Source organism: Cellulophaga sp. L1A9 (genome assembly GCF_009797025.1).
Classification (GTDB): Bacteria; Bacteroidota; Bacteroidia; order Flavobacteriales; family Flavobacteriaceae; genus Cellulophaga.
Map to the genome: position 1 here is coordinate 2,846,532 of NZ_CP047027.1, position 25,242 is coordinate 2,871,773.

The following is a 25,242-nucleotide window of genomic DNA, read 5'->3' on the forward strand; positions in this document are numbered from 1 at the left end:
ATAATGAAAATAGTAGCCGTAGGGAAAAATTATGTAAATGAGTTGAGTGAAATGCCTTCAGGGAAGGTGATACCAATAGTTTTTACCAAACCAGACACCACACTTTTAGAAAATAATGAAGATTTAATTCTTCCTAGTTTTTCAAATGATGTATGGTTCGAAGCTGAATTAGCTTTTAGAATAGGGAAAACATGTAAAGCAGCTACAACAGAGAACGCTTTAGGTTTTATAGATGCGGTAACTTTATCTAATGACTTAACGGCAAAAGATGTATTGGCTAGTAGTAGAGAAACAAAAGGGCCTTGGGCATTAGCCAAAGGTTTTGATGGTGCTACACCTATTGCTCCTTTTTATCCAATAGCGGATTTCCCAGATGTTGCAAATATTAATTTTTCATATGAAGTCAATGGTGTCGAGGTGCAAAAAGGAAATAGTTCGCATATGATTACCAATTTGGTAGACTTTGTGGTATATGTTTCTTCAATAATGACTCTGAATCCGGGAGATATTTTATTAACAGGTACGCCTCCAAAAGGAGTAGGTAAAGTTAATTCTGGAGATATTATGATTGGTTATTTAGAAGGGAAAAAGGTTTTAGAGACAAAAGTAAAATAGCCCTTTTTATAGGGGTAAATGCTTGAGATGGCGTTTGGTTTTTTTGTAAGCGATATACTACATAGTTAAATATGGCGTTATTTTCTTACCAACCAAATTTTATCATATGGATTTAACACAGCGTCTTGCATTTTGTAAAAAGTGCGAAAAAAGAACTTTTGACCCTAATGTAGGAATCGTTTGTTCGCTCAGTCAGCGGAAACCAGATTTTGTTTCAAATTGTAATGATTTTAGTATTGACCCAAAAGAAGCCTCTAAAATAGCAGCAAAATCATATGCAGCGCAATCTGTGCCTCAAGAAGAATCAGGTCCAATTTCGATTTGGGGTGTTCTGGGAATAATTTTGATCGTGATTAGAATAATTTTCTTATTTGCAAGAAATTAGCGAGTGCATTAAAAACATATAAAACTCCATGTGTATCTAAATAGGTATACATGGAGTTTTTTTTTATGCCGTAGTAAGGCCCTTATCTTAGATAACAGAGTACCTTATTTTTTTCATTATCTATATTATTTGATTTTTTAGCGTTGGAGCTACGGTATTCAGATTCATCTTTTTTTTAAGGGTGTTTGTTTTTAACTGTACATTTGCAGCGTTAAAATCATTGAATAGTAGTTGTATGAATTCTGAAAATGAAAAGGAAATTGGAGAGAAGAAAACTAATTATGTTAGTCTTGAAGAAGTAGATGCCTGTATTTCCATTTTAGATAAGTTGGGTGAAAATGCTTTTCAAATATTAGAGCTTCCCGAAGAAAAACGGGTAGCCTTGCTAAAAGCTGCGGGCTTATTGTCTAGACCAAGTCGTCATGAATTTAAGCAACGCAAGAAAGATGCTGCAAAAGCGGCAAAGCGTAAAATGATTGAACGTGATAAGCATGCCCGTAAAGAAACGGGGATTCGTAGCGCACGAGAATCTGTGATATTCAAGGCGCCAATATTGTTAGAGGCTGCAAAGCTCAATGATTTGGAAGGAAAAGAATTAGAATCTCCTCGCAACTGTTACGTTTGTAAAACAGTGTATACAAAACTGCATCATTTTTATGATACCATGTGCCAAGATTGTGGAGACTTTAATTATGCTAAACGCTATCAAACCGCAGATCTTACAGATCAAGTAGCTATTGTTACTGGGTCTCGTTTAAAAATAGGCTATCATATTACTTTAATATTATTACGTGCAGGGGCAACCGTTGTGGCTACGACACGTTTTCCTGTAGATTCTGCATTGCGGTTTTCTAAAGAGGACGATTTTTCTAAATGGGGACATCGCCTTAAAATACATGGTTTAGATTTACGTCATATTCCAAGTGTAGAAATATTCTGTAATTTCATAGAACAACAGTACGATCGTTTAGATATTCTGATAAATAATGCTGCGCAAACGGTTAGAAGACCAGCAGGTTTTTATCAGCATTTGATGAAAAATGAAGAGATGCCAGTTGCGGCTTTGCCTAAAGCGGCAAAAGAAGTACTAGCAGATCATTTATACTGTTTGGATGAGTTGAATGCCTTAGGTAAAAATATTTCTAGTCAAGAAAATGATACTTTGCCTGTAAATTGGCATGCCCCTGAACCAGGAATTGGTATACGTGCTTCGGCTAAATTATCTCAAATACCATATAGCTTTGATAATTCATTGGCTACAAAAGAAGTGTTCCCAGAAGGGGAGTTGGATGCTGATTTGCAACAAGTAGATTTGCGGAAAACCAATAGCTGGCGCTTGAAATTAGGGGAGATTGAAACTCCTGAAATGATAGAAGTACAATTAGTAAATGCGGTAGCACCTTTTGTATTATGTAATAGGTTATCTAGACTTATGCGTCAAGAAAATACAGGTAAAAAACATATTATCAATGTTTCTGCTATGGAAGGTAAATTTCACCGTTTCTATAAAGAAGATAGGCATCCGCATACCAATATGGCGAAGGCAGCTTTAAATATGATGACCCATACTTCGGCATTAGATTTTGCTACCGATGGTGTTTTTATGAATGCTGTTGATACCGGTTGGGTTACGGATGAAGACCCTGCGGAACTATCAAAAAAGAAACAAGAAGTTCACGATTTTCAGCCTCCTTTAGATATTGTTGATGGTGCTGCCCGAGTATTAGATCCATTAATAGATGGGATCAATACAGGAAAACACTGGTGTGGTAAGTTTTTAAAAGACTATAGGCCTATTGATTGGTAATAAGGGTAAGCTTTCTCTTTTTATTTACATCCTTTAAAAGAGTTGCTAAAGCAGCAACAATTACGACATTTTTAAAAATATACTGTCCCAGCAAAGTAGGGGCAAAACTAGCCTCTGAAAACGTAATTTCGGGAGCTAGAACTAAAGGTGTAAAGGTGAAAAACATGTGAACTAAAGCTAAAATTAAGATTGCTTTTTTGTGAAAATTGAAAAGTAAACAGGCGCCAACAAATGTTTCCCATAAGGCAAGAAGAAATATTGAAGTTTTTTCAGGAATAATATTAAATGTAAGGCTATTGATGGTTTGTATTGCAAGGTCTTCCGCGGGGCTTAGAGATGAAAAAAACTTTAGTATTCCAAAAAATAGATAGACCAATCCTATTGAAATAGCTAGGAAGTTTAATGCGCTGATCTTATCAGCTACATTATTAATAATAGATTTCATAGTAGCGAAGGTTTGGTTGTGCTAAAATTAAAAGCCAACCATAAAAATAGGTTGGCTTCATAAAATAGTTTTTTTGTACTTATATTAACTCGGTTACTAAGGTAACTATTATTTAAATACAATAAGATTAACGATAAGTCAAAAAGATTAATGAAAGGTTAATTTGATTAATAAAATAGGAACTAGTCTGTTTAATTTTGATTTTTAGCTTACTTTGTTATCGTGCTACTTAGAAGGAAACTATATCTCATTGTATTCGTAATTTCTGTACTTGGTTTATTCATTGTACAGTATCAATATTTGAAAATTGGATTAAATCTCGCAAAGGTTCAGTTCAATAAGAATATTGTGGCTGTGAGTAGCCTTATTAAAAATGACCTTAGAACTGAAAATGAACTTACTTTTCTAATTGGCAAATCCATTACTAAAGATGGCTCCTATTTTAGCCTTAGTCTTGACAGTGTTCAAGATGCATCAAGTCATTTTTTAAATGATTTTTTAATAGATAGGCTAGCTGTTCATGGAATAACTTCTGATTTTACCTATCAATTAATTTCAAGGGATTCTACCTTTTATTTACATTCTCCCAAGCGTTTTGAAAAAGAGGATAGTATATTGATTTTTCCTTTAGAGTTGGAGGGGTATCTGCCAAAATTAATAGGAGAACGTCTTTCTCTGGAGTTACAATTTAAGGATATGAATACCTTTTTTTTGTATCAATTAAACGGACTTACCATTCCTAGTCTTATTTTTATGTTGGCAATTATTCTCGTGGTAGTTTGGGTGTTGAAATCTTTTTATTGGCAGCGGAAAGTTATAACAACGACCAATGAATTTATAAATAATCTAACTCATGAACTAAAAACACCTGTATTTTCCATTGGCTTAGCAACGAAGTTATTGGAACATGAGGATGTAGCCTCTCAGAAACCGGTTATTAAGCATATTAGAGCGCAGGTAGATCGATTAAAGAACCATATTGATAAAGTGCTAGATTTGGCAAAGCTAGAAGAGCGTAAGCGTGTTTTTGCATTAACAGCTCTAGACTTTTACCCAAATTTGAAACAGATTTGTGAAGAATTTGAAGCGATTACAAACTTAGAGGATGCGCAATTTGAATATGATCTGAAAGGAGAGCACTATATTTTAAAAGCGGAAGCTTCTCATCTAGAAAATGCTATAAATAATGTTCTTGATAATGCTAAGAAATATTCCGATAATTCAGAAATATCTTTGAAAGCTACGGTATGCAATAAAAAACTTTTAATCCGTATAACAGATAACGGAACGGGGATCGCGCAAAAGGAACAACGATTAATTTTTCAGAAATATTACCGCGTCTTTGACGGTGATTTGCATAAAGTAAAAGGATATGGATTGGGGCTTAGTTATGTTAAAAAAGTTATTAAAAACCATAAGGGTACTATTTCTTTGGAAAGCGAATTAGGAAAAGGAACAACAGTTATAATTGAATTACCTTTAGTGTCTCATGGTTAATACAGATAAACATTCTATCTTATTGGTGGAAGATGATGAATCTTTAGGATATCTTCTTTCTGAATATTTAAAAATGAAAGGTTTTAAAATAACTTGGGCTAAGTCTGGTTTAGAGGCTTTAAAATGTATTGAGTTAGATATTTTTCAACTTGCTATTTTAGATGTTATGATGCCAGAAATGGATGGCTTTACATTGGCATCAAAAATTAAAAGTCAATTTACAGCGTTGCCTTTTATATTTCTAACAGCAAAATCTTTAAAGATTGATGTTTTGAAAGGCTTTTCATTGGGTGCTGTGGATTATTTAAAGAAGCCAATTGATGAAGAAGAGCTCGTCGTGCGAATTACTATTTTATTGTCACGTTTAGTCCCTAAAGATGTTATAGGGATTAAGCTTACTGCAACACGTTCTGTAGGAGCTTATTCATTTGATGTGCTTAATCAGCAATTAAAGTACGGCGATACTGTTGTGAAACTGACAAGCAGAGAAACGGAGTTACTTCAATTTTTAGTGGAAAATAAGAACCAATTGTGTTCGCATAAAGATATTCTCGTGACCATTTGGGGTAAGAATGATTATTTTAATCGCAAAAGCTTAAATGTCTTTATCTCGCATTTACGTAAATATTTAAGTCAAGATACTTCAATAAAAATTGAAAATATCCATAGAAAGGGTTTCGTGTTATTTGATAATAAGCAGGTGTGATAAACGCTGAGGTATTTAAAGCCGAAATACTAGATTTTCAGGATCTAAAAATCACCTAAATCTTTTCTTACTAGAGCTATGTATTTTTTCATAGCATCCTTTTTAGATAGATTTTTTGCTTGAAACAAAGCATTTGCTTTGAAAGCATTAATCAAGGGAGTACTGCTTCCTGGATTCTCAAAATTCTCATTTGCAATTTTATAATAAGCATATAGCTTAAGCAGAAAATCTGCAGGTAAAGGATTGGTGTAATCATTTACGAAGGTAACTGCATTTGCAAATTCAGTCTGAAGTTTATCTTTCTTCATCTTTTATTGGTAAGCTAGCTATACAGGTTTTTGCACCAATAACTTTCTGATTAAGTTTTACATTAATGGCTGAATCTAAAGGTAGGAATAAATCTACCCTAGAACCAAATTTAATAAATCCGGCATCTTCTCCTTGATGTGCGCTATCTCCTACTTTTGCATAATTGACGATACGTTTTGCTAATGCTCCAGCAATTTGACGGTATAGTATTTCACCAAATTTTGGTGTTTTAATTACAATAGTGGTTCTTTCGTTCTCTTCACTAGCTTTTGGATGCCAAGCTACTAGAAATTTACCAGGATGGTATTTAGAATAGGTAATAGCACCACTTGCAGGATACCGAGTAACATGTACATTTATAGGCGACATAAAAATAGAAACCTGAAGACGTTTGTCTTTAAAGTATTCATTTTCTTGCACTTCTTCAATAACCACAACTTTACCATCTACAGGAGCTAAAATTTCATCGAAACTTTTTAGAACCTTACGTTTTGGATTTCTAAAGAATTGGAGAATAGTAATTAAAAAAACTATTGCCGTAATTTGAATAAGTAGTTTTAACCAATTTAAATCAATATAATAATGGGCAGCTAGAACTGTAATAGCCACTAAGAAAAATGAGATTAAAATAATTTTTTGCCCTTCTTTATGAAACATGGTTGAAAATATTTAAGGTTAAATACGCAAAAGGTGCTGCGAAAATTAAACTGTCTAAACGGTCTAGCATCCCACCGTGACCTGGTAAAATAGCGCCACTATCTTTCACACCAGCAGCTCTTTTAAATTTTGATTCTATTAAATCTCCTAAACTACCAGAAACTACAATAACAACAGCTAGAATAAGCCACTGTATGAGGTTAATGTGGGTTTCGTATTTAGATAAAAAATATGCAGCAATTAAAGCGAAAACTAAACCACCAATAGTGCCTTCCCAAGTTTTTTTAGGAGATACACTAGGGAAAAGTTTATTTTTTCCAATGGTTTTTCCAACTAGGTAGGCAAATGAATCGTTTACCCATATGAGTATAAAAATACCCATGATTAAAAATTTCGCAAAATTATTTTGTTGATACGGTATCATGGTCAAAAATATACAACCTCCTCCAATATAAAACAATCCAATTAAAAATTTTTGAAGGCTTTTGAACTTTTTTTCTTTAGGGGAAAATAAGTAAAATAAAAGTCCGATGTTGATGGTTATTGTAATGAACATCAAAATATTTATAATTGATTTTCCGTAAGAATAATCATTAATAAGATAAATGAAAGCCCACCAAAGTGTCAAGTAAGCTGCGAAAATATAGTAGCCAGGTAATTTGGTCATCCTCTTGAATTCATAGAGACAAGCGAGCCCGAAAGCCATGAATAAAAAGTCAAAAGCGTCTGAACTTAAAAATATTGCAGATAGCAATATTACCACATATACGATCCCCGTAAGTAATCTTCTGAAAATTTCTCCCATATTATAAGTCTTCCAGAAGGATAAGATACAAATTTTTAGAGCTACTCCCGTAAGTAAGGAAATCTTTTTTGTCCTCTGATATGGCTTGAAAGTGTTTAATAGTCGTAATATTAGTAGGGATACTATTCAGGTGTTTTTTCTTAATTTTTTTTAGGCCTTCTCCAATAGAATTTACTAATTGGCTGGTGGTTGCGAAAACTATAAAATTTTCAGGGAGCTCATTTAGTTTGCGATCTCTAAGTTGGTTAGAGCAAATAAGTATAGAGCCGTTCTGTGCTACTAGGTGTTCGCAAGTGGTAAAGAAAATTTCACTTTTTTTAGGGTCGTCAGTAAAAGTAAGTGCTTCTAGCTTAAACTTTTCTTCTAAGTTGGTATCCATTGAGAAAAAAGCGGTATTATTCCAGCTGTTTTCTAGGCGGATATTTTTTAGTGCATCACTGACGTCTTGGTTGCTATCACAATAGATGAATTTTCCTCCATTTTTTTTGAAGTAAATAGTAAATTTTTCATCAATAGGAATATCTAGGTCGGGCATATGCATACCTCTGGTTTCTTCTTGCGCTGCAGAAACCTTTTTTTTGCCACCTCCAAATAGTTTCTCAAATAGACCCATTCTTATCTTTAAAACTTCTACTACTTATTTAATATAAAAATAAGCAGAAGTTTATCTTAATAAACTTCTGCTTAAAATTAACTTATTCTTTGTTCTCGGTATCCGCTTCTTTAGAGGCTTCTTCTTCTCTTGCAGCAGCTGCTTCAGCGACGTCTTTATCGAAAGGTCTTTTGCCAAATATTTTCTCTAAATCGTCTTTAAAGATCACTTCTTTTTCTAACAAACGTGTTGCTAGTTCAGTAAGCTTATCTTTATTGTTCGATAAAAGTTCAATAGCTCTTTGGTACTGCTCTTCAATTAGAATAGAAATTTCTCTATCTATAGTCTTAGCAGTTTCTTCACTGTAAGGTTTAGAAAAGCCATAAGAATCTTGCCCTGAAGAATCATAATATGTTAAGTTTCCAATTTTGTCATTAAGTCCGTAAATAGTAACCATAGCTCTCGCTTGTTTAGTTACTTTTTCTAAATCACTTAATGCTCCTGTAGAAATATTATTAAAGATTACTTTTTCAGCAGCTCTACCCCCTAGGGCAGCACACATTTCGTCTTTCATCTGATCTGGACGAACAATTAACCTTTCTTCTGGTAAATACCAAGCTGCACCTAAAGATTGACCTCTTGGTACGATGGTTACCTTAACCAATGGCGCGGCATGTTCTAACATCCAACTTACTGTAGCGTGACCAGCCTCATGATAAGCAATAGTTTCTTTTTCACCAGGAGTGATAATCTTATTTTTCTTCTCTAGACCACCAACAATACGATCTACAGCATCTAAGAAATCTTGTTTTGTAACTGCTTTCTTTTCTTTACGAGCAGCAATAAGTGCGGCTTCATTACAAACGTTAGCAATATCAGCTCCAGAAAAACCAGGAGTTTGTTTTGCTAAAAATTCTGTATCTAATGTTTCAGCAGTCTTAATTGGCTTAAGGTGAACTTCAAAAATTTCTTTACGTTCTCTAATGTCTGGTAAGTCTACATAAATCTGTCTATCAAAACGACCAGCTCTCATTAAAGCTTTGTCTAAAACATCTGCTCTGTTCGTAGCGGCCAAAACAATTACATTCGTATTTGTTCCGAAACCATCCATTTCCGTTAGCAATTGGTTTAGGGTGTTTTCACGTTCATCATTAGAACCTGTCATATTATTTTTACCTCTAGCTCTACCGATTGCATCAATCTCATCGATAAATATAATTGCAGGAGATTTTTCTTTCGCTTGCTTAAATAAATCACGAACTCTAGAAGCTCCAACACCTACAAACATCTCTACGAAATCTGATCCAGAAAGCGAGAAGAAAGGTACTTTAGCTTCACCAGCAACTGCTTTAGCTAATAATGTCTTTCCTGTTCCAGGAGGGCCCACTAATAAGGCTCCTTTAGGAATTTTACCTCCTAAAGAGGTATATTTATCTGGATTTCTTAAAAAGTCTACAATTTCTTCAACTTCTTCTTTCGCTCCTTCTAAACCAGCAACATCTTTAAAAGATGTTCTTGTGTCTGTTTTTTCGTCAAAAAGTTTTGCTTTAGATTTTCCAATATTGAAAATCTGACCTCCAGCGCCACCGCCACCGCCACCAGACATTCTTCTCATAAGATATATCCAAATACCTATAATAAGAATAAATGGTAATACACTTAAAAGAATATCAAGTATAACGTTGTTTTCTGTGGTGTAATCAATGACAGTATCTAAGTTGTATTCAACTTTTGTGTTTTTTATATCATTCTCAAAATTTTGAGGATCACCATAATCTAAAACATACTGTGGAGATTCGCCACCAGATAGTCCGAAAGGTTTTTTAGCAACATCCTTATGAACATCTTTTTCTAAAGCTTCTTGGGTTAAGAAGACTTTTGCTTGTCTTGTATTGGTTACAATCAATATTTTGGCTACATCACCATTTCTTAAATATTCTTGTAATTCAGAAGTAGTTGTTTTCTTTTGACTAGATAAGCTAGCGCTATTGAAAAACTGGAATCCAATTAATAATACTGCTATTATTCCGTAGATCCACCACGAACTAAACTTTGGTTTCTTGGGGCTCGTATTGTTGTCTTTTGCCATCTTTGTTTTTTCTTATTTAAAACTATTTTCAATCATGGTTACTTTTGCGTCTCCCCAAAGTCCTTCAATATCATAATACTCGCGTACTTGTTTTTGAAATACATGTACAACGACATTTACATAGTCCATTAAAACCCATTCAGAGTTATCCGAGCCTTCTACGTGCCAAGGTTTGTCTTTGAGTTTCTTACTTACTGTTTTTTGAATTGAGCCTACTATCGCATTTACATGCGTGTTTGAAGTACCGTTACAGATTATGAAATAGTCGCAAACCGTATTTTCAATTTCTCTTAGGTCAAGTAAGCTTATGTTATTTCCTTTAACTTCTTCTATTCCCTCTAGAATAAAACTGATGAGCTCATCTACGCTTGTTTGCTTTTTCTGCATTAAATAAATTTAATTTTCGCAAAGTTATTATTTTTTTGTTTTCTTAGCTATTGTTTTAAGTAATAAGATTTAACTTTTATATAATAGTTAACAAATGCAAATAATCAAACTTGATGCCATAGACTCTACAAACGTTTACCTGAAAGATTTAGTGTTTAATACACAAGCTTCGGATAATACCATTGTGGTTGCTGAGAGGCAAACAAGTGGTAGAGGTCAAATGGGTACAACTTGGGTTTCTGAAGGCGGTAAGAATCTAACATTCAGTATATTGAAAAAATTCGATACTTTTGAAGTACGTGATCAATTTGATTTAAATATTTGTGTTTCACTCGCTATTTTTCGCAGTTTAAATCAATTGAAAATAGCTGACTTAAAGATTAAGTGGCCTAACGACATTTTGTCAGGCAACCACAAAATTTGTGGTGTTTTAATTGAAAATATACTTTCTGGATGTAAAATTCAAGCTTCAATAATAGGAATTGGATTAAATGTGAACCAAATTTCATTTAATAATTTGCCGAATGTTTCCTCTTTAAAATTAATTACGGGTATTCAATATGATTTGGATGAGCTTTTAAAAAAAATAGCCAAAAACCTTTCAGAAGTTTTTGACTATTATTTTACTGTAAATCAACAAGATTTAAAAGTTGAATATTTAGCGCAACTTTTTAGAAAAGACAAAGCATCTACTTTCATGAATGTCTCAAATACCATGTTTACCGGAATCATTAGAAATGTAACCAATGAGGGTAGGTTATTGGTAGAAGAGGAAGATGAAATCTTTAAAGAATATGCGCTAAAAGAAATTAAATTACTGTATTAAATTTTCTGTAAATTATCTGATAAAGTACCAATGAAGTTGGTAATAGGGTTTTTTATCATCATTGCCATCATTGCATTAAATTCTCCCTCAAAACTTAGAATAACTTCCGTTTCATTTGCACCTAATTTTACAATATTAGCGGTTAATGTAAAGGGTAATTTTTCACTAGCTGCACCTAATACTACCTTGCTTGTTGGTGTCATTTCTTTACGTTGAAGCACTATTTCGGGCATTCCTTTCAATGCAAACAAGAAACGTTCTTCGCTAATTAGCTCAAACTTGCTTATGTTTTCGGGCATTAATTGCTCAAAGTTTTTGATGTCTATTAAAAAATCATAAACTTCCTGACTACTTTTTTTTATTGTTTTTTTTTGAGTTTCTATATGCATAATGTTATTGTTGCCATTCTGATGGATTTTTCTTCCATTCAATTAATGTGTTATACTGATCTTCTTTTATGTAATTTGTTTCTGTTGCTTGTTCAATTAAATGATCATAATCACTTAAGGTGTGAAGCTCTAGATGGTGTTTTTCAAAATTTGATTTAGCAATATCAAAACCATAAGTGAATATAGCGAGCATGCCTTTTACCTTTGCGCCTGATGCTTCCAGTGCTTTTACCGCATTTAAACTACTTTTTCCTGTACTTATCAAATCTTCAATAACCACTACTGTTTGGTTCTCTTCTAGAGCACCTTCTATTTGATTTTGTCTGCCATGAGATTTTGCTTCTGGGCGAACATATATAAAAGGAAGTCCTAAATAGTCTGCAACTAACATGCCTATTCCAATAGCTCCCGTGGCTACACCAGCAATAACATCTGGCTTGCCGTATAGGTGTTCTACTTGCTTAGCAATTTCCTCACGCACATAGTTACGTATAGGAGGATAAGATAAAATTATTCTATTATCACAATAGATTGGAGATTTCCATCCTGAAGCCCATGAAAAAGGATTTTCAGGATTCAACTTAATTGCATTAATTTGCAACAAAAGTTCTGCTGTCTTTTTAGCGGTGTCTTTATTTAAAACCATATTGCAAATGTATAAAGTTTTTGTTAATGAGTCTCAGTTGATTTTGACAAATAAACTGTCGGATATAGCTAATAATAAATATTTTTTATTGAACCAAAAGTCAATAAATGAAGCAATAGAGTTGCTATCTACTAATAAAATCAGCGTTGCGTATATCTATCACCCAAATGTTGACGAAATTTTAAACAAATTTACGGCTAAAATTCCTTTAGTAGTTGCTGCTGGAGGTGTTGTAACCAATAAGGCAGGAAAGGTTTTGTTTATCTATAGAAATGATAAGTGGGATTTGCCTAAGGGTAAATTAGACAAGGGTGAAACTTTGGAAGAATGTGCATTGAGGGAGGTAGAGGAGGAAACTGGAGTTCAAGGTTTGAAAATTGAAAATATTTTAAAAACAACCTATCATGTTTTTAAAAGAAATGGAAAATATAAACTTAAAGAAGTGCATTGGTTTGCTATGAAAACTTCATATAAAGGTGAGCTTATTGGTCAATTAGATGAAGGTATCGAAAAAGTAAAATGGAAAGGACCTAAGAAAATAGCTAAGGCCCTTCAAAATTCTTATACTAATATTAAAATTCTTTTTGAAGATTAATGATTAATCAGGCACTACTTCAAAACTGTTAAATACTCTGTATACAGGGTATTGATTGTGTGCTTTTTCGTAATATTCTGATCGTTGGTAAATGTATTCTAATTGTGCATACCAATCTTTGGCAAAATCTTCGTCACTAGCTTTCTTTAAACGAAATGCTTCATCTAATAAGCTATTCGATTTTAATAACTCAGCAGCAATGTCTTCAAAAACATAAGGAGAGAAACCTTCTTTCTGTTGTAATATTGGGTCAAAAAAGTTCCAATTAAAAAAAGAATCTGTAGCAGCAGGCTCTAGTGTTTCTATAATATAACGAATTCCTTTTTGTTTTGTAGGGATGTATAGGTCACCTTGTTCAAATTGCACTTTTTGGGTGCTCTTACTTATTTCCGTGTCGTAATGCGGGTAATGGCCCTCGTAACTGCTGGTATATGTTTTGTAATCTTTAATTTTATAGGATTGGACTTCGACTAGTGTGTCTTTTTTAATTCTTGTAAATTCAATTTCATTTTTTGTCAAAAGACTTATAATCTTAAAATTACTTTTTTTAAGGATATAAGCATTAGGTATTTTTATGCGTTCAGAGCCCTTAAAATAATTATAATATTTTGTTGGTTTGGTAAAGGGTTTGTCGTTGTTGTATTTTAGTCTAGGAAAACCGGTTACTTCACTAATTATAGTGTCAGCTTCAAAACCCTTGAAATTTAAAGTAGTTGTTTGTGTAGAATCAATTTCCCATTTTAGAGGATAGTATTCTAAATTCTGAACGTTTTCAGTATAATTTTTGCGTAATTCTTTGATTTTTTGACCGTCTGTTTCCGAGATCTCAATCATTTTTTTCATAAGCTCATAGGTGCCTTGAACTCTTTGTTTGTAAGGCTTAAGCATGTGAGTTTCGACCATTAATCCTAAGGTGTTCCACAAAGCAGTATACCCTGTAGAATACCTAGGGTGGTCCATAAATTGTGAAAACCCATTTTCAGGAACAGCATTATGAACGTTCACATATGGAGTGATATCCCATTTGTCTTCTGCTAAACTAGCTTCTAATTTAGGCATTAGATCTTGGTTTAGATATTCACCTAATTCTAAACCAAGTTTGTTGTGTTGGGTAAACAGGTGTGTTAAGGTGTATTGGTAATCAGCACCGTTGCTCACGTGGTTGTCAATAAAAATATCTGGTTTTACTAAATGGTAAATTGTCGCAAATGTTTCTGCGTTCTTAGTGTCAGATTTTATAAAATCTCTATTTAAATCAAAATTTCTTGCATTCCCTCTAAAGCCGTATTCTTTAGGTCCATTTTGGTTGGCTCTCGTCGTGGTGTTTCTATTTAAAGCTCCTCCTATATTGTAAATTGGTATGGTTGCAATCACGGTGTTCTCGGGAGGAGTAATATTTTCAGTAGCTAAATCTCTGAATAAAAGCATAGTAGCATCAATACCATCGCTTTCGCCTGGGTGGATGCCATTGTTTATTAAGAGAATGGATTTGGACTCTTTTATTTTTTTAAAATTGAAGTCAGCATCTAAATTGTAGGTTACTAAATGCAATGGAATGCCACTATCTGTTTCTCCAATCGTTTGAATATTTACTTCAGGAAATTCTTTGGCAAGCTTTATATAGAAGTCAATAGTTTCTTGATAGGTAGCTGTTTCTTCACCGTTAGAAAGTTCAAAATGTGTTTTGTAATCAATTGTTTTGTCCTCTTTTTCTGATTCACAAGAGGTCATCAGTACTATAAAAAAAAGATACGGTAGAAATTTCATTGGTTTCGGAAGTATTATTGAGCACGATAATTTCAGTAATGATCAGCTATCTATGGGTGCGTTTAAATGGATAACAATCAATTCACTGAAAGCTATTGCTTTGCGAATTTAAGCTTCAAAAATAATGAAAATAAAGTGTCTTTGTTACACTATGTTTGTGATTTTCTCAATTTCAACTTTATTTAACGGTTTTGTATTATAGGTGATATTATGGTGTGTTCTACACTTGTAAAAATCAGACTTATCTCGATCTTCTTTGTTGATTGAGGAGGTCACGATATTTACGGTTATAGAATTCGTTATAGGGAGTTTTAAAAACTCTTCTAAAAATTCCCAGCCATCCATTATAGGCATGTTTAAGTCTAGAAATATTAAATCAGGTAGTTTTGTTTTGTTAGAAACAATTTCTGAAAGATATTCTAGCGCCAATTTTCCGTTAGAAAAAGCATCAATGTTGTTGCATTCAATAGTGCTTGTAAGCAACTTTTTTATGCCAAAAACAGTGATAGTGTCATCGTCTATTATACAAATATGATCAATCATCTTCATTAAAGTATATTTTAAATGTAGTGCCTTGTCCTACTTTACTTGTAATTTCAAATCTTCCATTCATAGCTTCTATTTGATTTCGTGAGATATATAGGCTTACACCTCTTGAATTCTCTAGCTGATGAAATGTTTTGTACATCCCAAAAATTTTATCTTTATTTTTTTTAAGATCAATACCAATACCATTGTCTTTTATGGTGATAATTGTATATCCCTTTATTTTGTGGGCATTTAGTTCAATTTTATTTTCTGTAGTATCTTGGCCAAACTTGATAGCGTTTGATATGATGCTTAAGAAAATATTGCTTACATAAGGTGGCACCCCTTTAATAAATATATCATCTGTGATGTGGTTTAAAATATTGGTATTTTTATTTTTTATTAAAGTTTTAAGGTTTTTCCGTACAAAGTTTATTTCGGTATTTACACGTATGTTCTTCTTATCTTGTAATGGATTACTATTAATTTCAAGTACCTCATTTAAATTATCAATCGTTTCTAAGAGATTATCAGAAGCGCCAATAAGCATCCCTAGTAATTTTTCCCTTTCTTCTTCTTCCTTTTCTTTAATTAAAAAGCCAAGAAGCATGGAAAAGTTTGCAGTGTGTGAACGTAAGTTATGGGATACGATGTGTGCAAAATCTAATAATTTTTTATTCTGTAATGCAGAAACGCGTATAAGGTGTTTAAGTTGTTCTTCTTTTCGTTTTATTGGGGTGATGTCTAAACTGAAACCAATAAGACCGACAACATCATTTTCTTCATTAAATAAAGGGATTTTAGAAGTCAAGAAGTTTGTTTTTTGACCATCTTTTTTTCTGTTGATGGTTTCTACACCAAGCATAGGTTCTAAAGTATTTAATATCTTTACATCTTCATCTCTTGATGCTTGAGCAATTTCTAGATCATATAAATCAAAATCACTTTTTCCTATAAGTTCTTCGCTTGTGGAATTAAGATAATCACATTCCGACTGGTTTACTAATATTTTTTTGGACTCTAGGTCTTTTACAAAAACATTAAGGGTCAAATGATCTATTAAAGTTCGTAATAGATTTTCATTTTCTCTGGTTTTTTGTTCCGCCTTTACGTCTTCGGTGATGTCTTGGAAAGTGCCAATTATTCCTACGAATTTTTTATCTTCAAATAGTGGTTTTCCTGTTGCAATTACCCAAATTTCTTTTCCTTTTTCTGTGATTATTTGAAATTTATCATTCCAATGAGTGCCATTTCTTAAGCTTTGATCTAGATGTTCTGTAATTCTAGTTTGATTTTCTCCCGGCTTATAAAAACTTAAAGCGTTATCTATGGTAGGGGTGTAATCGTCTGCTACTTCATGGATTAATTTTGTCATATCTGACCAATGTAATTCGTCATTAATGGCATTATATTCCCAACTGCCAATTTTTGCAATCTGAGATTTAACAGAGACTAGAATTTCTAGTTTTTCTAGTTTTTGCTTTAAAAGAAAATTCTCTGTGATATCTTCTACTTGAATAATTGCGCCAATTACATTTTCCTCTTCATCGTACCATGGAGAAATAGTCCATTCTAACCAACATTTAATTGTATCGCTATTAAAATATTTATCAGTTTTTGGGGTGTTTTTAAATCCTAAAAAAGCGTAATCAATATCTTGCTTCCATTTGGTAGTTAACGTAGGAAATAGTTCAAGTATATTATTCTTATCTAAATCTTTTGAAGAAAAATTAAATTCGTTCAACCAACTATCAGAAATATGGGCAATAGAGAGGTCCACGTTAACATAAGCGGTTGCTTTTGGTAACTGTTTTATTAAATAATTATCGTTATGTTTTATTTTTTGCCTCAAGACTAGTAATAAATTTCCTACTAAAGTAGAAAGTAATTATATAACTAGAACAGCAATTGTTGTGAATTCTTATAAAAGAGTGGTGATAAATGCGATAAATGATACCTAGGGGGTAGTAAACTAAAATAAGAGCAGGTACTCCCACCTTTTTTTCACTGTAGCTGGGAGGGGATTATGAGTGTTTATTTAACGCGTACAGAATCTGGAACTAAGCCCGTGTAGTCTCCTCCGTTTTTGATTACATCTCGTACGATAGAGGAACTAATATAGGATTTACCTGAAGAGGTAAGTAAAAATACAGTCTCAATTTCAGACAATTTTCTATTTGTATGAGCAATGGCTTTTTCAAATTCAAAATCCCCTGGGTTTCTCAATCCTCTTAAGATGAAATTTGCATTTATTTTTTTACAAAAATCTACGGTTAGACCTTCGTAAGTTAGCACTTTGATTTTGGGTTCATTGGCGAAAGCTTCTTTTATAAAGTGCTTGCGCTCATCTAGCGAGAACATATATTTTTTATCAGAATTAACACCTATGGCAATGATAAGTTCATCAAAAAGTGTAATACCTCTTTGTATAATATCATAATGTCCTAGAGTAAGTGGGTCAAAAGAGCCTGGGAAAATTGCGCGTCTCATAAAAATTTATTTTAGTGGTGTTTAAAGGTACTTATTTTACAGTTAAAGCTTCGTTAATTGCATTCTCAAAAAGTTCAGATAATATGATATGCCTGCTGCTTTAGCTTGTTGCGGTAAAATACTTTCTTCTGTTAGACCGGGGGTAGTATTCATTTCAAGCATGAAAGGGTCGTCATTGATAAATATAAATTCACTTCTAGAAAAGCCTTTCATTTTTAGAACATCATATGCTTTTTTAGCGATGTCACTTACTTTTTGTGCTTGTAATTTGCTAATTCTAGCGGGTGTTATTTCTTGAGATTTCCCTGCGTATTTAGCTTCATAATCAAAGAAGTCGTTTTCCGAAACTATCTCAGTAATAGGAAGTACTTTTGTTTCTCCTTTATATTTTAGTACCCCAACAGAAACTTCTGTTCCATCAAGAAAGCCCTCTATAATAATTTCATCATCTTCTTTGTACGCATTTTCTATAGCAGTATCTAATTCTTCTTTTTTGTATACTTTCATTATTCCAAAGCTGCTGCCTGCTTTATTAGCTTTAACAAAACACGGTAGGCCAACTTTTGCTACGATACCTTCTTTGTCTATGGCATCGCCTAAATTTAGATAATAAGATGGTGCAGATTTAATGCCATAAGGTTTTAAAACACTCAAGAAATCTCGCTTGTTAAATGTTAAAGCAGATTGGTAAGCGTCACAAGAGGTTTGCGGAATGTTTAATAATTCAAAATAGGATTGCATTAAACCGTCTTCTCCGGGAGAGCCATGGATAGCATTAAATACACAGTCAAAGGTTATTTTTTGATGGTCTACCTCAATGGAAAAATCATGTTTGTTTATAGGGAACTCTTCATTGTTTTTATTTACATAGACCCATTTTTCTTTAAAAATATGAATGCTATAGAGGTTAAATTTTTCTTTGTCAGTATACTTGTAAACAACGCTTCCACTTTTTAACGAAATCTTATACTCGCTGGAGTATCCGCCCATTATTATGGCAATATTTTTCTTCATTATTAAAACTTAATATTAGAAATAAACAAACTGAAATTGTAAGTCAAAGAAAAGAAAAAACGGCATGTTTTGATTCATTGTGTTCAATTTTTTTCTAGCGAACTATAAATATAACGCGATTTTACGAAACGGCTGTTCGTTTCTTAGGGTCCATTTCTTATATTTGCCGTTACAATAAGAAATAAGATGAGAAATTTTTTAAACTTTCTGAAAAGCAAAGTTTTTTTAATACAATTAGGGTTAGCCCTTTTGGTAGTGGTGCTTTTTGTGTTTGGAGTATTACAGTGGTTAAGAAACTCTACGAATCATGGGGAATTTGTTGAAGTTCCAGATTTAGCAAAATTGTCTGTAACTCAAATGCGAAAAGTCGTGGAAGATTCTGATTTACGTTTTGAGGTTTTAGATTCCGCAAATTATAACCCAGACTATCCTAGGTTTTCTGTTATTGAGCAGAATCCACCAGCAGGTTATAAAGTAAAACAGAGTAGAAAAATTTATGTTACTGTAAACCCATCTGGGTATAAAAAAGTAAGTGTTCCCAATATCATTCAGGTAACGTTACGTAATGCTACTGCAAAACTTAGAGCTGTAGGTTTAGATGTGCAACGCGTAACCTATATTGATGAGTTTGGAAAAGATATGGTATACCGTATCAAATACAAAGGAAAATACATAGAGGAAGGGTATAAGCTTCCTAAAACTTCAAAAATAGAACTGGTTTGCGGTAATGGTAATGAAAGCCAAAGCAATCAAATCAAATCAGATTCAGAATAATATGATGGAACCAGAAGAGCGCTCAGAAATAGAAAAAGATGATCTTTTTGAGCATCATAAAGTCGTTGCTTCTAAGGGGCAAGAGCCATTGCGTGTTGATAAATTTTTAATGAATTTTATTGAAAATGCTGTTCGTAATAAAATTCAACAAGCAGCGAGAGATGGTCATATTTGGGTCAATGATATTCAGGTAAAACAGAATTACCGTGTGAAAGCAGGTGATGAAGTTCGGGTTCTTTTTGAGCATCCACCACATGAATTTTTATTGGTACCAGAAGATATTCCTTTGGATATTGTTTACGAAGATGACGTGTTAATGGTCGTAAACAAAAAACCTGGAATGGTCGTGCATCCTGGTCATGGTAATTATTCCGGGACCCTTATTAATGCATTGTTACATCATACCAAAGACTTAGCGGTAAATAGTAACGAACGTCCAGGCCTGGTCCATAGAATAGATAAAGACACTTCAGGGCTTCTCGTTATCGCGAAAACAGATGAAGCGATGACCTTTTTGTCAAAACAGTTTTTTGATAAAAGCAGTGAGCGCGAATATGTTGCGCTTGTTTGGGGGAATATGGAAGAAGATGAAGGAACCATAGAGGGTCACGTAGGAAGGCATCCGCAGAACCGTTTGCAAATGACCGTATTTCCTGATGGAGAACAAGGGAAAGATGCTGTGACTCATTTTAAAGTAATAGAGCGTTTAGGGTATTTAACTTTAATTTCTTGTAAGTTAGAAACGGGTAGAACACATCAAATTCGTGTGCATTTAAAATACATAGGACATACCTTATTTAACGACGAACGTTACGGTGGAGAAAGAATATTAAAAGGTACGACGTTTACAAAATACAAGCAGTTTGTAGATAATGCATTTAAGATCTTACCAAGGCAAGCATTGCATGCTAAGACACTAGGTTTTGTGCACCCTGTTACGAAGGAGTTTATGCGCTTTGATTCGGAAATACCTGAAGACATGGCGAATTGTATCGATAAGTGGCGCGCTTATGCTAAGCATAGTGCAGAAAGTTCAGAAGGATAGATTTTATAAATACAGTTATTGAAAACCCATCTTGAAAGATGGGTTTTATACAGGTTATCTTCTGTAATTTTGTTGGGAAGAAATAGCTCACCTAGTGAAAAATTAAAAAGCATCAGATGAAAATTGTAATCTCTCCAGCGAAGTCCTTAGATTTTAATACCAAATTACCTACAACAACATATACAGTACCTGCGTTTTTAGATCATTCTAAAAAATTAAACGCAGTTTTAAAAAAGAAAAAGCCAAAAGACTTGTCGGATTTAATGCATATATCTGATAAATTGGCGCAATTAAATTGGGATCGAAATCAGAATTTTTCATTGCCTTTCTCTCCAGAAAATGCACGCCCTGCCGTGTATGCTTTTAGTGGTGATGTGTACCAAGGGTTGGATGCCTATAGTTTAAAAGAAACTAAAATAGCTGAGTTACAAAACCAGCTTCGTATTTTATCTGGTTTGTATGGTGTTTTAAAACCCTTAGATTTAATGCAGGCGTACCGATTAGAAATGGGAACGAGTTTGAAAGTTGGGAGTGCCAAAAACTTGTATGAGTTTTGGAAGAAAGACATTACAGCATCTTTAAATTCCGAATTGGAAGAAGGGGAGTTGTTCGTGAACTTAGCAAGCAATGAATATTTTAGTGCAGTAGATGTGAAGAGTCTAAAAGTGCCTGTAATTGCTCCAGTATTTAAAGATTGGAAAAACGATAAACTAAAAATAATAAGCTTCTATGCTAAAAAAGCAAGAGGTTCTATGGTAAGGTATATTATAGATGAGAAAGTTAATTCTCTTGAAGAACTACGAGGCTTTAATTTAGATGGATATCTATTTAGTAAAGAGCATACCTTAAAAGAAAATCAGCCTGTATTTATTCGCTAAGTATCAAGGTCTAAATTTTAAAAAAGAAAAAGTAACTACAGCCGTAGTTACTTTTTCTTTTTAATGGCAATTTTTTCTTCAACAGTTGGTCTTCTTTTAATTTTTTTAGGTCTTCTTACTCCAAAAGAATTATTGGATATTTTCCCTTTTCTAGATTTTTTATCTCCTTTTCCCATGACTTCTTTTTCTTAAAATTACAACTTTAAAGGCTAGTAAAGAAATCTATAGACCATGAACTTTAGAATAGTTTTATAAGCAATTATTTAAAATTTGTTTCAAAAGTTAATTTACATAATAGATTTGCTTTTTCGTACTTAAATTGCTGTCAAATTAGAATGAAAAGGGTTAATTATATGCGTTGGATTAATTGTAATGCACATTCAAAAAATGTAACTTTACGATGTTTGCGTTTCACGTAAAATCTAAACATTTTTTATTAAAAAAAACTAACCACAGAGAATTACATGGAAATCAAAAAGGTTTTAGTAGCAAATAGGGGAGAAATAGCAATTCGTATTTTTAGAGCTTGTGTAGAAATAGGTATAAAAACAGTTGGGATTTACACCTATGAAGATCGGTATTCTTTACATAGGTATAAGGCAGATGAGTGCTACCAAATTGGAGAAGAGAACGAGCCTTTAAAACCATACTTAGATATTGATGCCATTATAAAAGTGGCAAAAGACAATGATATTGATGCCATTCACCCTGGTTACGGTTTTTTATCTGAAAATGCCAAATTTGCGCAAGCCTGTGAGGATAATGGGATCATTTTTATAGGACCTAAAGTTTCTGTTTTAAAAGCTTTAGGAGATAAGATTATGGCAAAAGAGGTTGCTGTTGCTAATCATATTCCGGTAATACAAAGTAGTGATAAAGACTTAGTAACGGTTGAAATTGCACTGTCTGAAGCCAAACGTATTGGTTTTCCTGTAATGTTGAAAGCTGCGTCTGGTGGTGGAGGTCGCGGAATTCGGGTAATTAGAACTGAAGACGAATTAATAAAAGGATTTCCTGAAGCTCGAAGAGAATCCTTAAATGCTTTTGGCGATGACACGGTTTTCTTAGAAAAATTTGTAGAAAATCCGAAGCATATAGAAATACAAATTGTAGCCGATTTACATGGGAACATAGTGCATTTGTATGAACGGGATTGTTCGGTGCAACGTCGCTACCAAAAAGTAATAGAATTTGCACCTTCTTTTGGATTGCCGCAAGAAACATTAGATAGCCTGTATACGTATGCTATTAATATTTGTAAAGCGGTAAACTATAATAATATTGGTACGGTAGAATTTTTGGTAGATGATGATGGTAGCATCTATTTTATTGAAGTAAACCCAAGAGTTCAGGTAGAGCATACGGTAACAGAAATGATTACTAATATCGATTTGATTAAAACGCAAATTTTTATTGCTGGCGGTTACAAATTATCAGATCAACAAATAAAAATAGAAAGTCAGGAATCTGTAAAAGTAACGGGGTATGCGTTGCAATGTAGAATTACTACAGAAGATCCTGCAAATGACTTTAAACCAGATTATGGAGTGGTAACTACCTATCGTAGTGCATCCGGTCTGGGGATTCGTTTAGATGCAGGTAGCGTATATCAAGGGGTGGTGATTTCTCCATTCTTTGATTCTATGTTGGTAAAAGTATCTGCAATTAGTAGAACTTTAGATGGCTCTTGTAGAAAAATGCGTAGAGCATTAGCAGAATTCCGTATTCGTGGTGTAAAAACCAATATGGCTTTCTTAGATAATATTTTAAAACATCAGACCTTTAGAGATGGTGATGTTACGGTTAATTTTATTAAAAATGAACCCAAACTTTTCGAATTTGTAGAGCCTCGAGATCGTGCGAATAAATTAGTACACTTTTTAGGTGATGTTATTGTCAATGGCAATCCTGATGTAAAAAAGAAAGATCCTAAGCATGTATTTTCAAAACCTATAATTCCTGCATACCCAAAATTTGATCCGTACCCAAAAGGGACAAAAGACTTATTGACGGAATTAGGACCAGAGAAATTCTCGGAGTGGCTAAAAAATGAAAAGAAAGTTCATTTTACAGACACGACTATGCGCGATGCACACCAAAGTTTGTTGGCAACACGGATGCGTACTGTTGATATGATGAAAGTAGCAGAAGGTTATGCTAAAAATCATCCAGAAATTTTCAGTATGGAAGTTTGGGGTGGTGCTACTTTTGATGTTTGCTTGCGCTTTTTACAAGAAAACCCTTGGGAACGTTTAGCGAGTTTACGTAAGGCAATGCCAAATGTATTATTGCAAATGCTGATTAGAGGCTCTAACGGAGTTGGGTATACCGCATATCCCGATAATTTAATTCAGAAGTTTGTAGAGCAATCCTGGGAAACTGGAGTTGATGTGTTTAGGATTTTCGATTCCTTAAATTGGATGAAATCTATTGCACCTTGCATTGAACATGTGAGAACAAAAACAGATGGACTGGCAGAGGGTTCTCTTTGTTATACTGGAGATATATTAGATAAATCCAAAACGAAGTACGATTTAAAATATTACGTTCAATTAGCAAAAGATATTGAAAATGCTGGGGCGCATATTTTAGGCGTAAAAGATATGGCAGGTTTGTTAAAACCTTATGCTGCCTATGAATTGATTTCTGCTTTAAAATCTGAAATCAATATCCCAATACATTTACATACCCACGATACATCATCAACACAAGCGGCAATGTATTTAAAAGCAGTAGAAGCGGGTGTAGATGTTGTTGATGTTGCTTTAGGTGGATTATCAGGTTTAACCTCACAGCCTAATTTTAATTCGGTGGTTGAAATGCTTCGTTTTACAGAAAGAGCAAATATTTTAAATACGGAAAAATTAGCGGAGTATTCTAACTATTGGGAGACGGTACGTAATTACTACTATACTTTTGAGTCAGGTTTAAAATCAGGAACAGGAGAAGTGTATACGCATGAAATCCCTGGAGGGCAATACTCCAACTTAAAAGGACAAGCCATTGCTTTAGGTTTGGAAGATAAATTCCCTGAGATTACTAAAATGTATGGTGAAGTAAATCAGCTTTTTGGTGATGTTATCAAAGTAACGCCGAGCTCTAAAGTAGTAGGTGATATGGCGCAATACATGATCAGTAACAGTTTAACTGTTGATGATGTATTGACCAAAGGAGAAGATATTTCATTCCCAGAATCAGTAAAGAGTTTCTTTAGAGGAGATTTAGGACAACCTGTTGGTGGGTTTCCAAAAGAGCTACAGAAAATCATCCTAAAAGATGAAATTCCGTATACCGAAAGACCAAACGCTCATTTAGAACCTATAGATTTTGATAAAGAGTTTAAATCTTTTAAAAGAAAGTTTAAAAAAGGAATGGGTAGAGATCTTGAGATCACAGATTTCTTATCTTATAAATTATATCCAAAGGTATTTACAGATGCATATAATAATCATGTAAAATATGGTAACGTAATGAATATACCTACCAAAAATTTCTTCTACGGGATGGAAATTGGAGAAGAGATTATGGTAGAATTAGATCGGGGTAAAAATGTCCTTATCTCTTTAATGTTAAAAGGAGAACCAGATGAATCTGGTAATGTGAGTATTTATTTTAAAGTAAATGGGCAATTGCGTAATGTGGTGGTAAAAGATACTTCTGTAAAAGTTACGAAAGTTGAAAATACAAAAGCAGATGCTGAAAATGTTAAACAAATAGGTGCACCTTTGCAAGGTTTATTATCTACTGTTTTGGTAAAGAAAGGACAAGAAGTAAAACGGAACCAGCCTTTATTTGTTATTGAAGCCATGAAAATGGAAACTACGGTTACGGCTACAGAAGAAGGAGTTGTAGAGAGTGTTCAATTGTCAGGGGGGTCTTTGGTAAATTCTGAAGATTTGGTCTTAACATTAAAATAAAGGTTTAAGTATAAAGTATAATTCCCTTTCTCTACTTTAGCTAAAGGGAATTTTCTAAGTCTGCCAATTAAAATGAGGG

25 protein-coding genes and 1 pseudogene are annotated in these 25,242 nt (G+C 33.5%); 11 read left to right on the forward strand and 15 right to left on the reverse strand.

The features are described 5' to 3' along the window. Positions 1-3: 3 nt before the first annotated feature. The 3 genes from GQR94_RS12375 to GQR94_RS12385 all read left to right on the forward strand — a co-directional run bounded on the left by GQR94_RS12375 (position 4) and on the right by GQR94_RS12385 (position 2,807). Positions 4-615 (forward strand): fumarylacetoacetate hydrolase family protein, encoded by a 612-nt coding sequence (locus GQR94_RS12375; RefSeq protein WP_158975796.1) that lies wholly within the window; start codon positions 4-6, stop codon positions 613-615. 106 nt (positions 616-721) lie between these two features. Continuing rightward, positions 722-1,000, forward strand: a complete 279-nt coding sequence (locus GQR94_RS12380) for a hypothetical protein (protein ID WP_158975797.1) — start codon at positions 722-724, stop codon at positions 998-1,000. Between the two features lie 235 nt (positions 1,001-1,235). Then, a complete protein-coding gene (locus GQR94_RS12385; RefSeq protein WP_158975798.1) occupies positions 1,236-2,807 on the forward strand; it encodes an SDR family NAD(P)-dependent oxidoreductase in 1,572 nt (523 codons plus the stop codon). On the opposite strand, the gene GQR94_RS12390 is transcribed toward GQR94_RS12385, so the two are convergent. After that, entirely contained in the window at positions 2,794-3,252 is a 459-nt protein-coding gene (locus tag GQR94_RS12390; RefSeq protein ID WP_199271479.1) for a doxx family protein, read from the reverse strand. The genes GQR94_RS12385 and GQR94_RS12390 overlap by 14 nt on opposite strands. Positions 3,253-3,552: 300 nt before the next feature. Between GQR94_RS12390 and GQR94_RS12395 the strand changes: the two genes are divergently transcribed. Beyond that, complete coding sequence (locus GQR94_RS12395; RefSeq protein WP_233268297.1) at positions 3,553-4,749, forward strand: sensor histidine kinase KdpD; 1,197 nt, start codon at positions 3,553-3,555, stop codon at positions 4,747-4,749. Further along, a complete protein-coding gene (locus tag GQR94_RS12400) occupies positions 4,742-5,455 on the forward strand; it encodes a response regulator transcription factor (RefSeq protein ID WP_158975800.1) in 714 nt (237 codons plus the stop codon). Before GQR94_RS12395 ends, GQR94_RS12400 begins: the two co-directional genes overlap by 8 nt. Positions 5,456-5,499: 44 nt before the next feature. Here GQR94_RS12400 and GQR94_RS12405 read toward each other — a convergent pair whose 3' ends face one another. The 6 genes from GQR94_RS12405 to rsfS form a co-directional block, all read right to left on the reverse strand. Beyond that, positions 5,500-5,763 (reverse strand): acyl-CoA-binding protein, encoded by a 264-nt coding sequence (locus GQR94_RS12405; protein WP_158975801.1) that lies wholly within the window; start codon positions 5,761-5,763, stop codon positions 5,500-5,502. Beyond that, positions 5,750-6,421, reverse strand: a complete 672-nt coding sequence (locus GQR94_RS12410; protein WP_158975802.1) for a phosphatidylserine decarboxylase family protein — start codon at positions 6,419-6,421, stop codon at positions 5,750-5,752. The genes GQR94_RS12405 and GQR94_RS12410 overlap by 14 nt, the downstream gene beginning before the upstream one ends. Next, positions 6,411-7,226, reverse strand: coding sequence for a phosphatidate cytidylyltransferase (locus GQR94_RS12415; RefSeq protein ID WP_158975803.1), 816 nt, complete (start codon positions 7,224-7,226; stop codon positions 6,411-6,413). Before GQR94_RS12415 ends, GQR94_RS12410 begins: the two co-directional genes overlap by 11 nt. Position 7,227: 1 nt before the next feature. Then, entirely contained in the window at positions 7,228-7,839 is a 612-nt protein-coding gene (locus GQR94_RS12420) for an LUD domain-containing protein (protein ID WP_158975804.1), read from the reverse strand. A gap of 82 nt (positions 7,840-7,921) precedes the next feature. Then, positions 7,922-9,907 carry an ATP-dependent zinc metalloprotease FtsH gene (gene ftsH, locus GQR94_RS12425; RefSeq protein ID WP_158975805.1) on the reverse strand — a complete coding sequence of 662 codons (1,986 nt, stop codon included), beginning with the start codon at positions 9,905-9,907 and terminating at the stop codon, positions 7,922-7,924. 12 nt (positions 9,908-9,919) lie between these two features. Beyond that, positions 9,920-10,294 (reverse strand): ribosome silencing factor, encoded by a 375-nt coding sequence (gene rsfS, locus GQR94_RS12430; protein ID WP_158975806.1) that lies wholly within the window; start codon positions 10,292-10,294, stop codon positions 9,920-9,922. 94 nt (positions 10,295-10,388) lie between these two features. Between rsfS and GQR94_RS12435 the strand changes: the two genes are divergently transcribed. Continuing rightward, complete coding sequence (locus GQR94_RS12435; protein WP_158975807.1) at positions 10,389-11,120, forward strand: biotin--[acetyl-CoA-carboxylase] ligase; 732 nt, start codon at positions 10,389-10,391, stop codon at positions 11,118-11,120. Here the strand turns inward: GQR94_RS12435 and GQR94_RS12440 are convergent. Together GQR94_RS12440 and pyrE are read right to left on the reverse strand one after the other, a co-directional pair. Next, positions 11,117-11,509 carry an SRPBCC family protein gene (locus GQR94_RS12440; protein WP_158979598.1) on the reverse strand — a complete coding sequence of 131 codons (393 nt, stop codon included), beginning with the start codon at positions 11,507-11,509 and terminating at the stop codon, positions 11,117-11,119. The genes GQR94_RS12435 and GQR94_RS12440 overlap by 4 nt on opposite strands. A gap of 4 nt (positions 11,510-11,513) precedes the next feature. Beyond that, the gene (pyrE, locus tag GQR94_RS12445) at positions 11,514-12,155 is read right to left on the reverse strand and encodes an orotate phosphoribosyltransferase (protein WP_158975808.1); all 642 of its coding nucleotides are present in this window, start codon (positions 12,153-12,155) and stop codon (positions 11,514-11,516) included. A 7-nt stretch (positions 12,156-12,162) separates the two neighbouring features. Here pyrE and GQR94_RS12450 point away from each other — a divergent pair, with 7 nt between their 5' ends. Beyond that, the gene (locus GQR94_RS12450; protein WP_158975809.1) at positions 12,163-12,750 is read left to right on the forward strand and encodes an NUDIX hydrolase; all 588 of its coding nucleotides are present in this window, start codon (positions 12,163-12,165) and stop codon (positions 12,748-12,750) included. Positions 12,751-12,753: 3 nt separating this feature from the next. On the opposite strand, the gene GQR94_RS12455 is transcribed toward GQR94_RS12450, so the two are convergent. From GQR94_RS12455 to GQR94_RS12475, 5 genes and pseudogenes are all read right to left on the reverse strand, one after another. Further along, positions 12,754-14,517, reverse strand: a complete 1,764-nt coding sequence (locus tag GQR94_RS12455) for a M14 family metallopeptidase (RefSeq protein ID WP_158975810.1) — start codon at positions 14,515-14,517, stop codon at positions 12,754-12,756. Positions 14,518-14,661: 144 nt separating this feature from the next. Beyond that, positions 14,662-15,066, reverse strand: coding sequence for a two-component system response regulator (locus GQR94_RS12460; RefSeq protein ID WP_158975811.1), 405 nt, complete (start codon positions 15,064-15,066; stop codon positions 14,662-14,664). After that, on the reverse strand, positions 15,053-16,897 hold the full coding sequence (locus GQR94_RS12465) for a PAS domain-containing sensor histidine kinase (RefSeq protein ID WP_158975812.1): 1,845 nt from the start codon (positions 16,895-16,897) through the stop codon (positions 15,053-15,055). Before GQR94_RS12465 ends, GQR94_RS12460 begins: the two co-directional genes overlap by 14 nt. Before the next feature lie 182 nt (positions 16,898-17,079). Then, positions 17,080-17,535, reverse strand: coding sequence for a pantetheine-phosphate adenylyltransferase (gene coaD, locus GQR94_RS12470; RefSeq protein ID WP_158975813.1), 456 nt, complete (start codon positions 17,533-17,535; stop codon positions 17,080-17,082). A 31-nt stretch (positions 17,536-17,566) separates the two neighbouring features. After that, positions 17,567-18,549 (reverse strand): annotated as a pseudogene (locus tag GQR94_RS12475) (D-alanine--D-alanine ligase). A gap of 186 nt (positions 18,550-18,735) precedes the next feature. Here GQR94_RS12475 and GQR94_RS12480 point away from each other — a divergent pair. The 3 genes from GQR94_RS12480 (at position 18,736) to yaaA (ending at position 21,246) form a co-directional block, all read left to right on the forward strand. Then, on the forward strand, positions 18,736-19,323 hold the full coding sequence (locus GQR94_RS12480; RefSeq protein WP_158975814.1) for a PASTA domain-containing protein: 588 nt from the start codon (positions 18,736-18,738) through the stop codon (positions 19,321-19,323). 4 nt (positions 19,324-19,327) lie between these two features. Further along, the gene (locus GQR94_RS12485) at positions 19,328-20,368 is read left to right on the forward strand and encodes an RluA family pseudouridine synthase (protein ID WP_370458297.1); all 1,041 of its coding nucleotides are present in this window, start codon (positions 19,328-19,330) and stop codon (positions 20,366-20,368) included. Between the two features lie 116 nt (positions 20,369-20,484). Continuing rightward, positions 20,485-21,246: a peroxide stress protein YaaA gene (yaaA, locus tag GQR94_RS12490; protein ID WP_158975815.1), complete on the forward strand. Its 762-nt coding sequence runs from the start codon at positions 20,485-20,487 to the stop codon at positions 21,244-21,246. Between the two features lie 47 nt (positions 21,247-21,293). Here yaaA and GQR94_RS12495 read toward each other — a convergent pair whose 3' ends face one another. Then, on the reverse strand, positions 21,294-21,422 hold the full coding sequence (locus GQR94_RS12495; protein WP_081688272.1) for a 30S ribosomal protein THX: 129 nt from the start codon (positions 21,420-21,422) through the stop codon (positions 21,294-21,296). 288 nt (positions 21,423-21,710) lie between these two features. Here GQR94_RS12495 and GQR94_RS12500 point away from each other — a divergent pair, with 288 nt between their 5' ends. After that, positions 21,711-25,163, forward strand: coding sequence for a pyruvate carboxylase (locus GQR94_RS12500; RefSeq protein ID WP_158975816.1), 3,453 nt, complete (start codon positions 21,711-21,713; stop codon positions 25,161-25,163). Positions 25,164-25,242 lie beyond the last annotated feature (79 nt).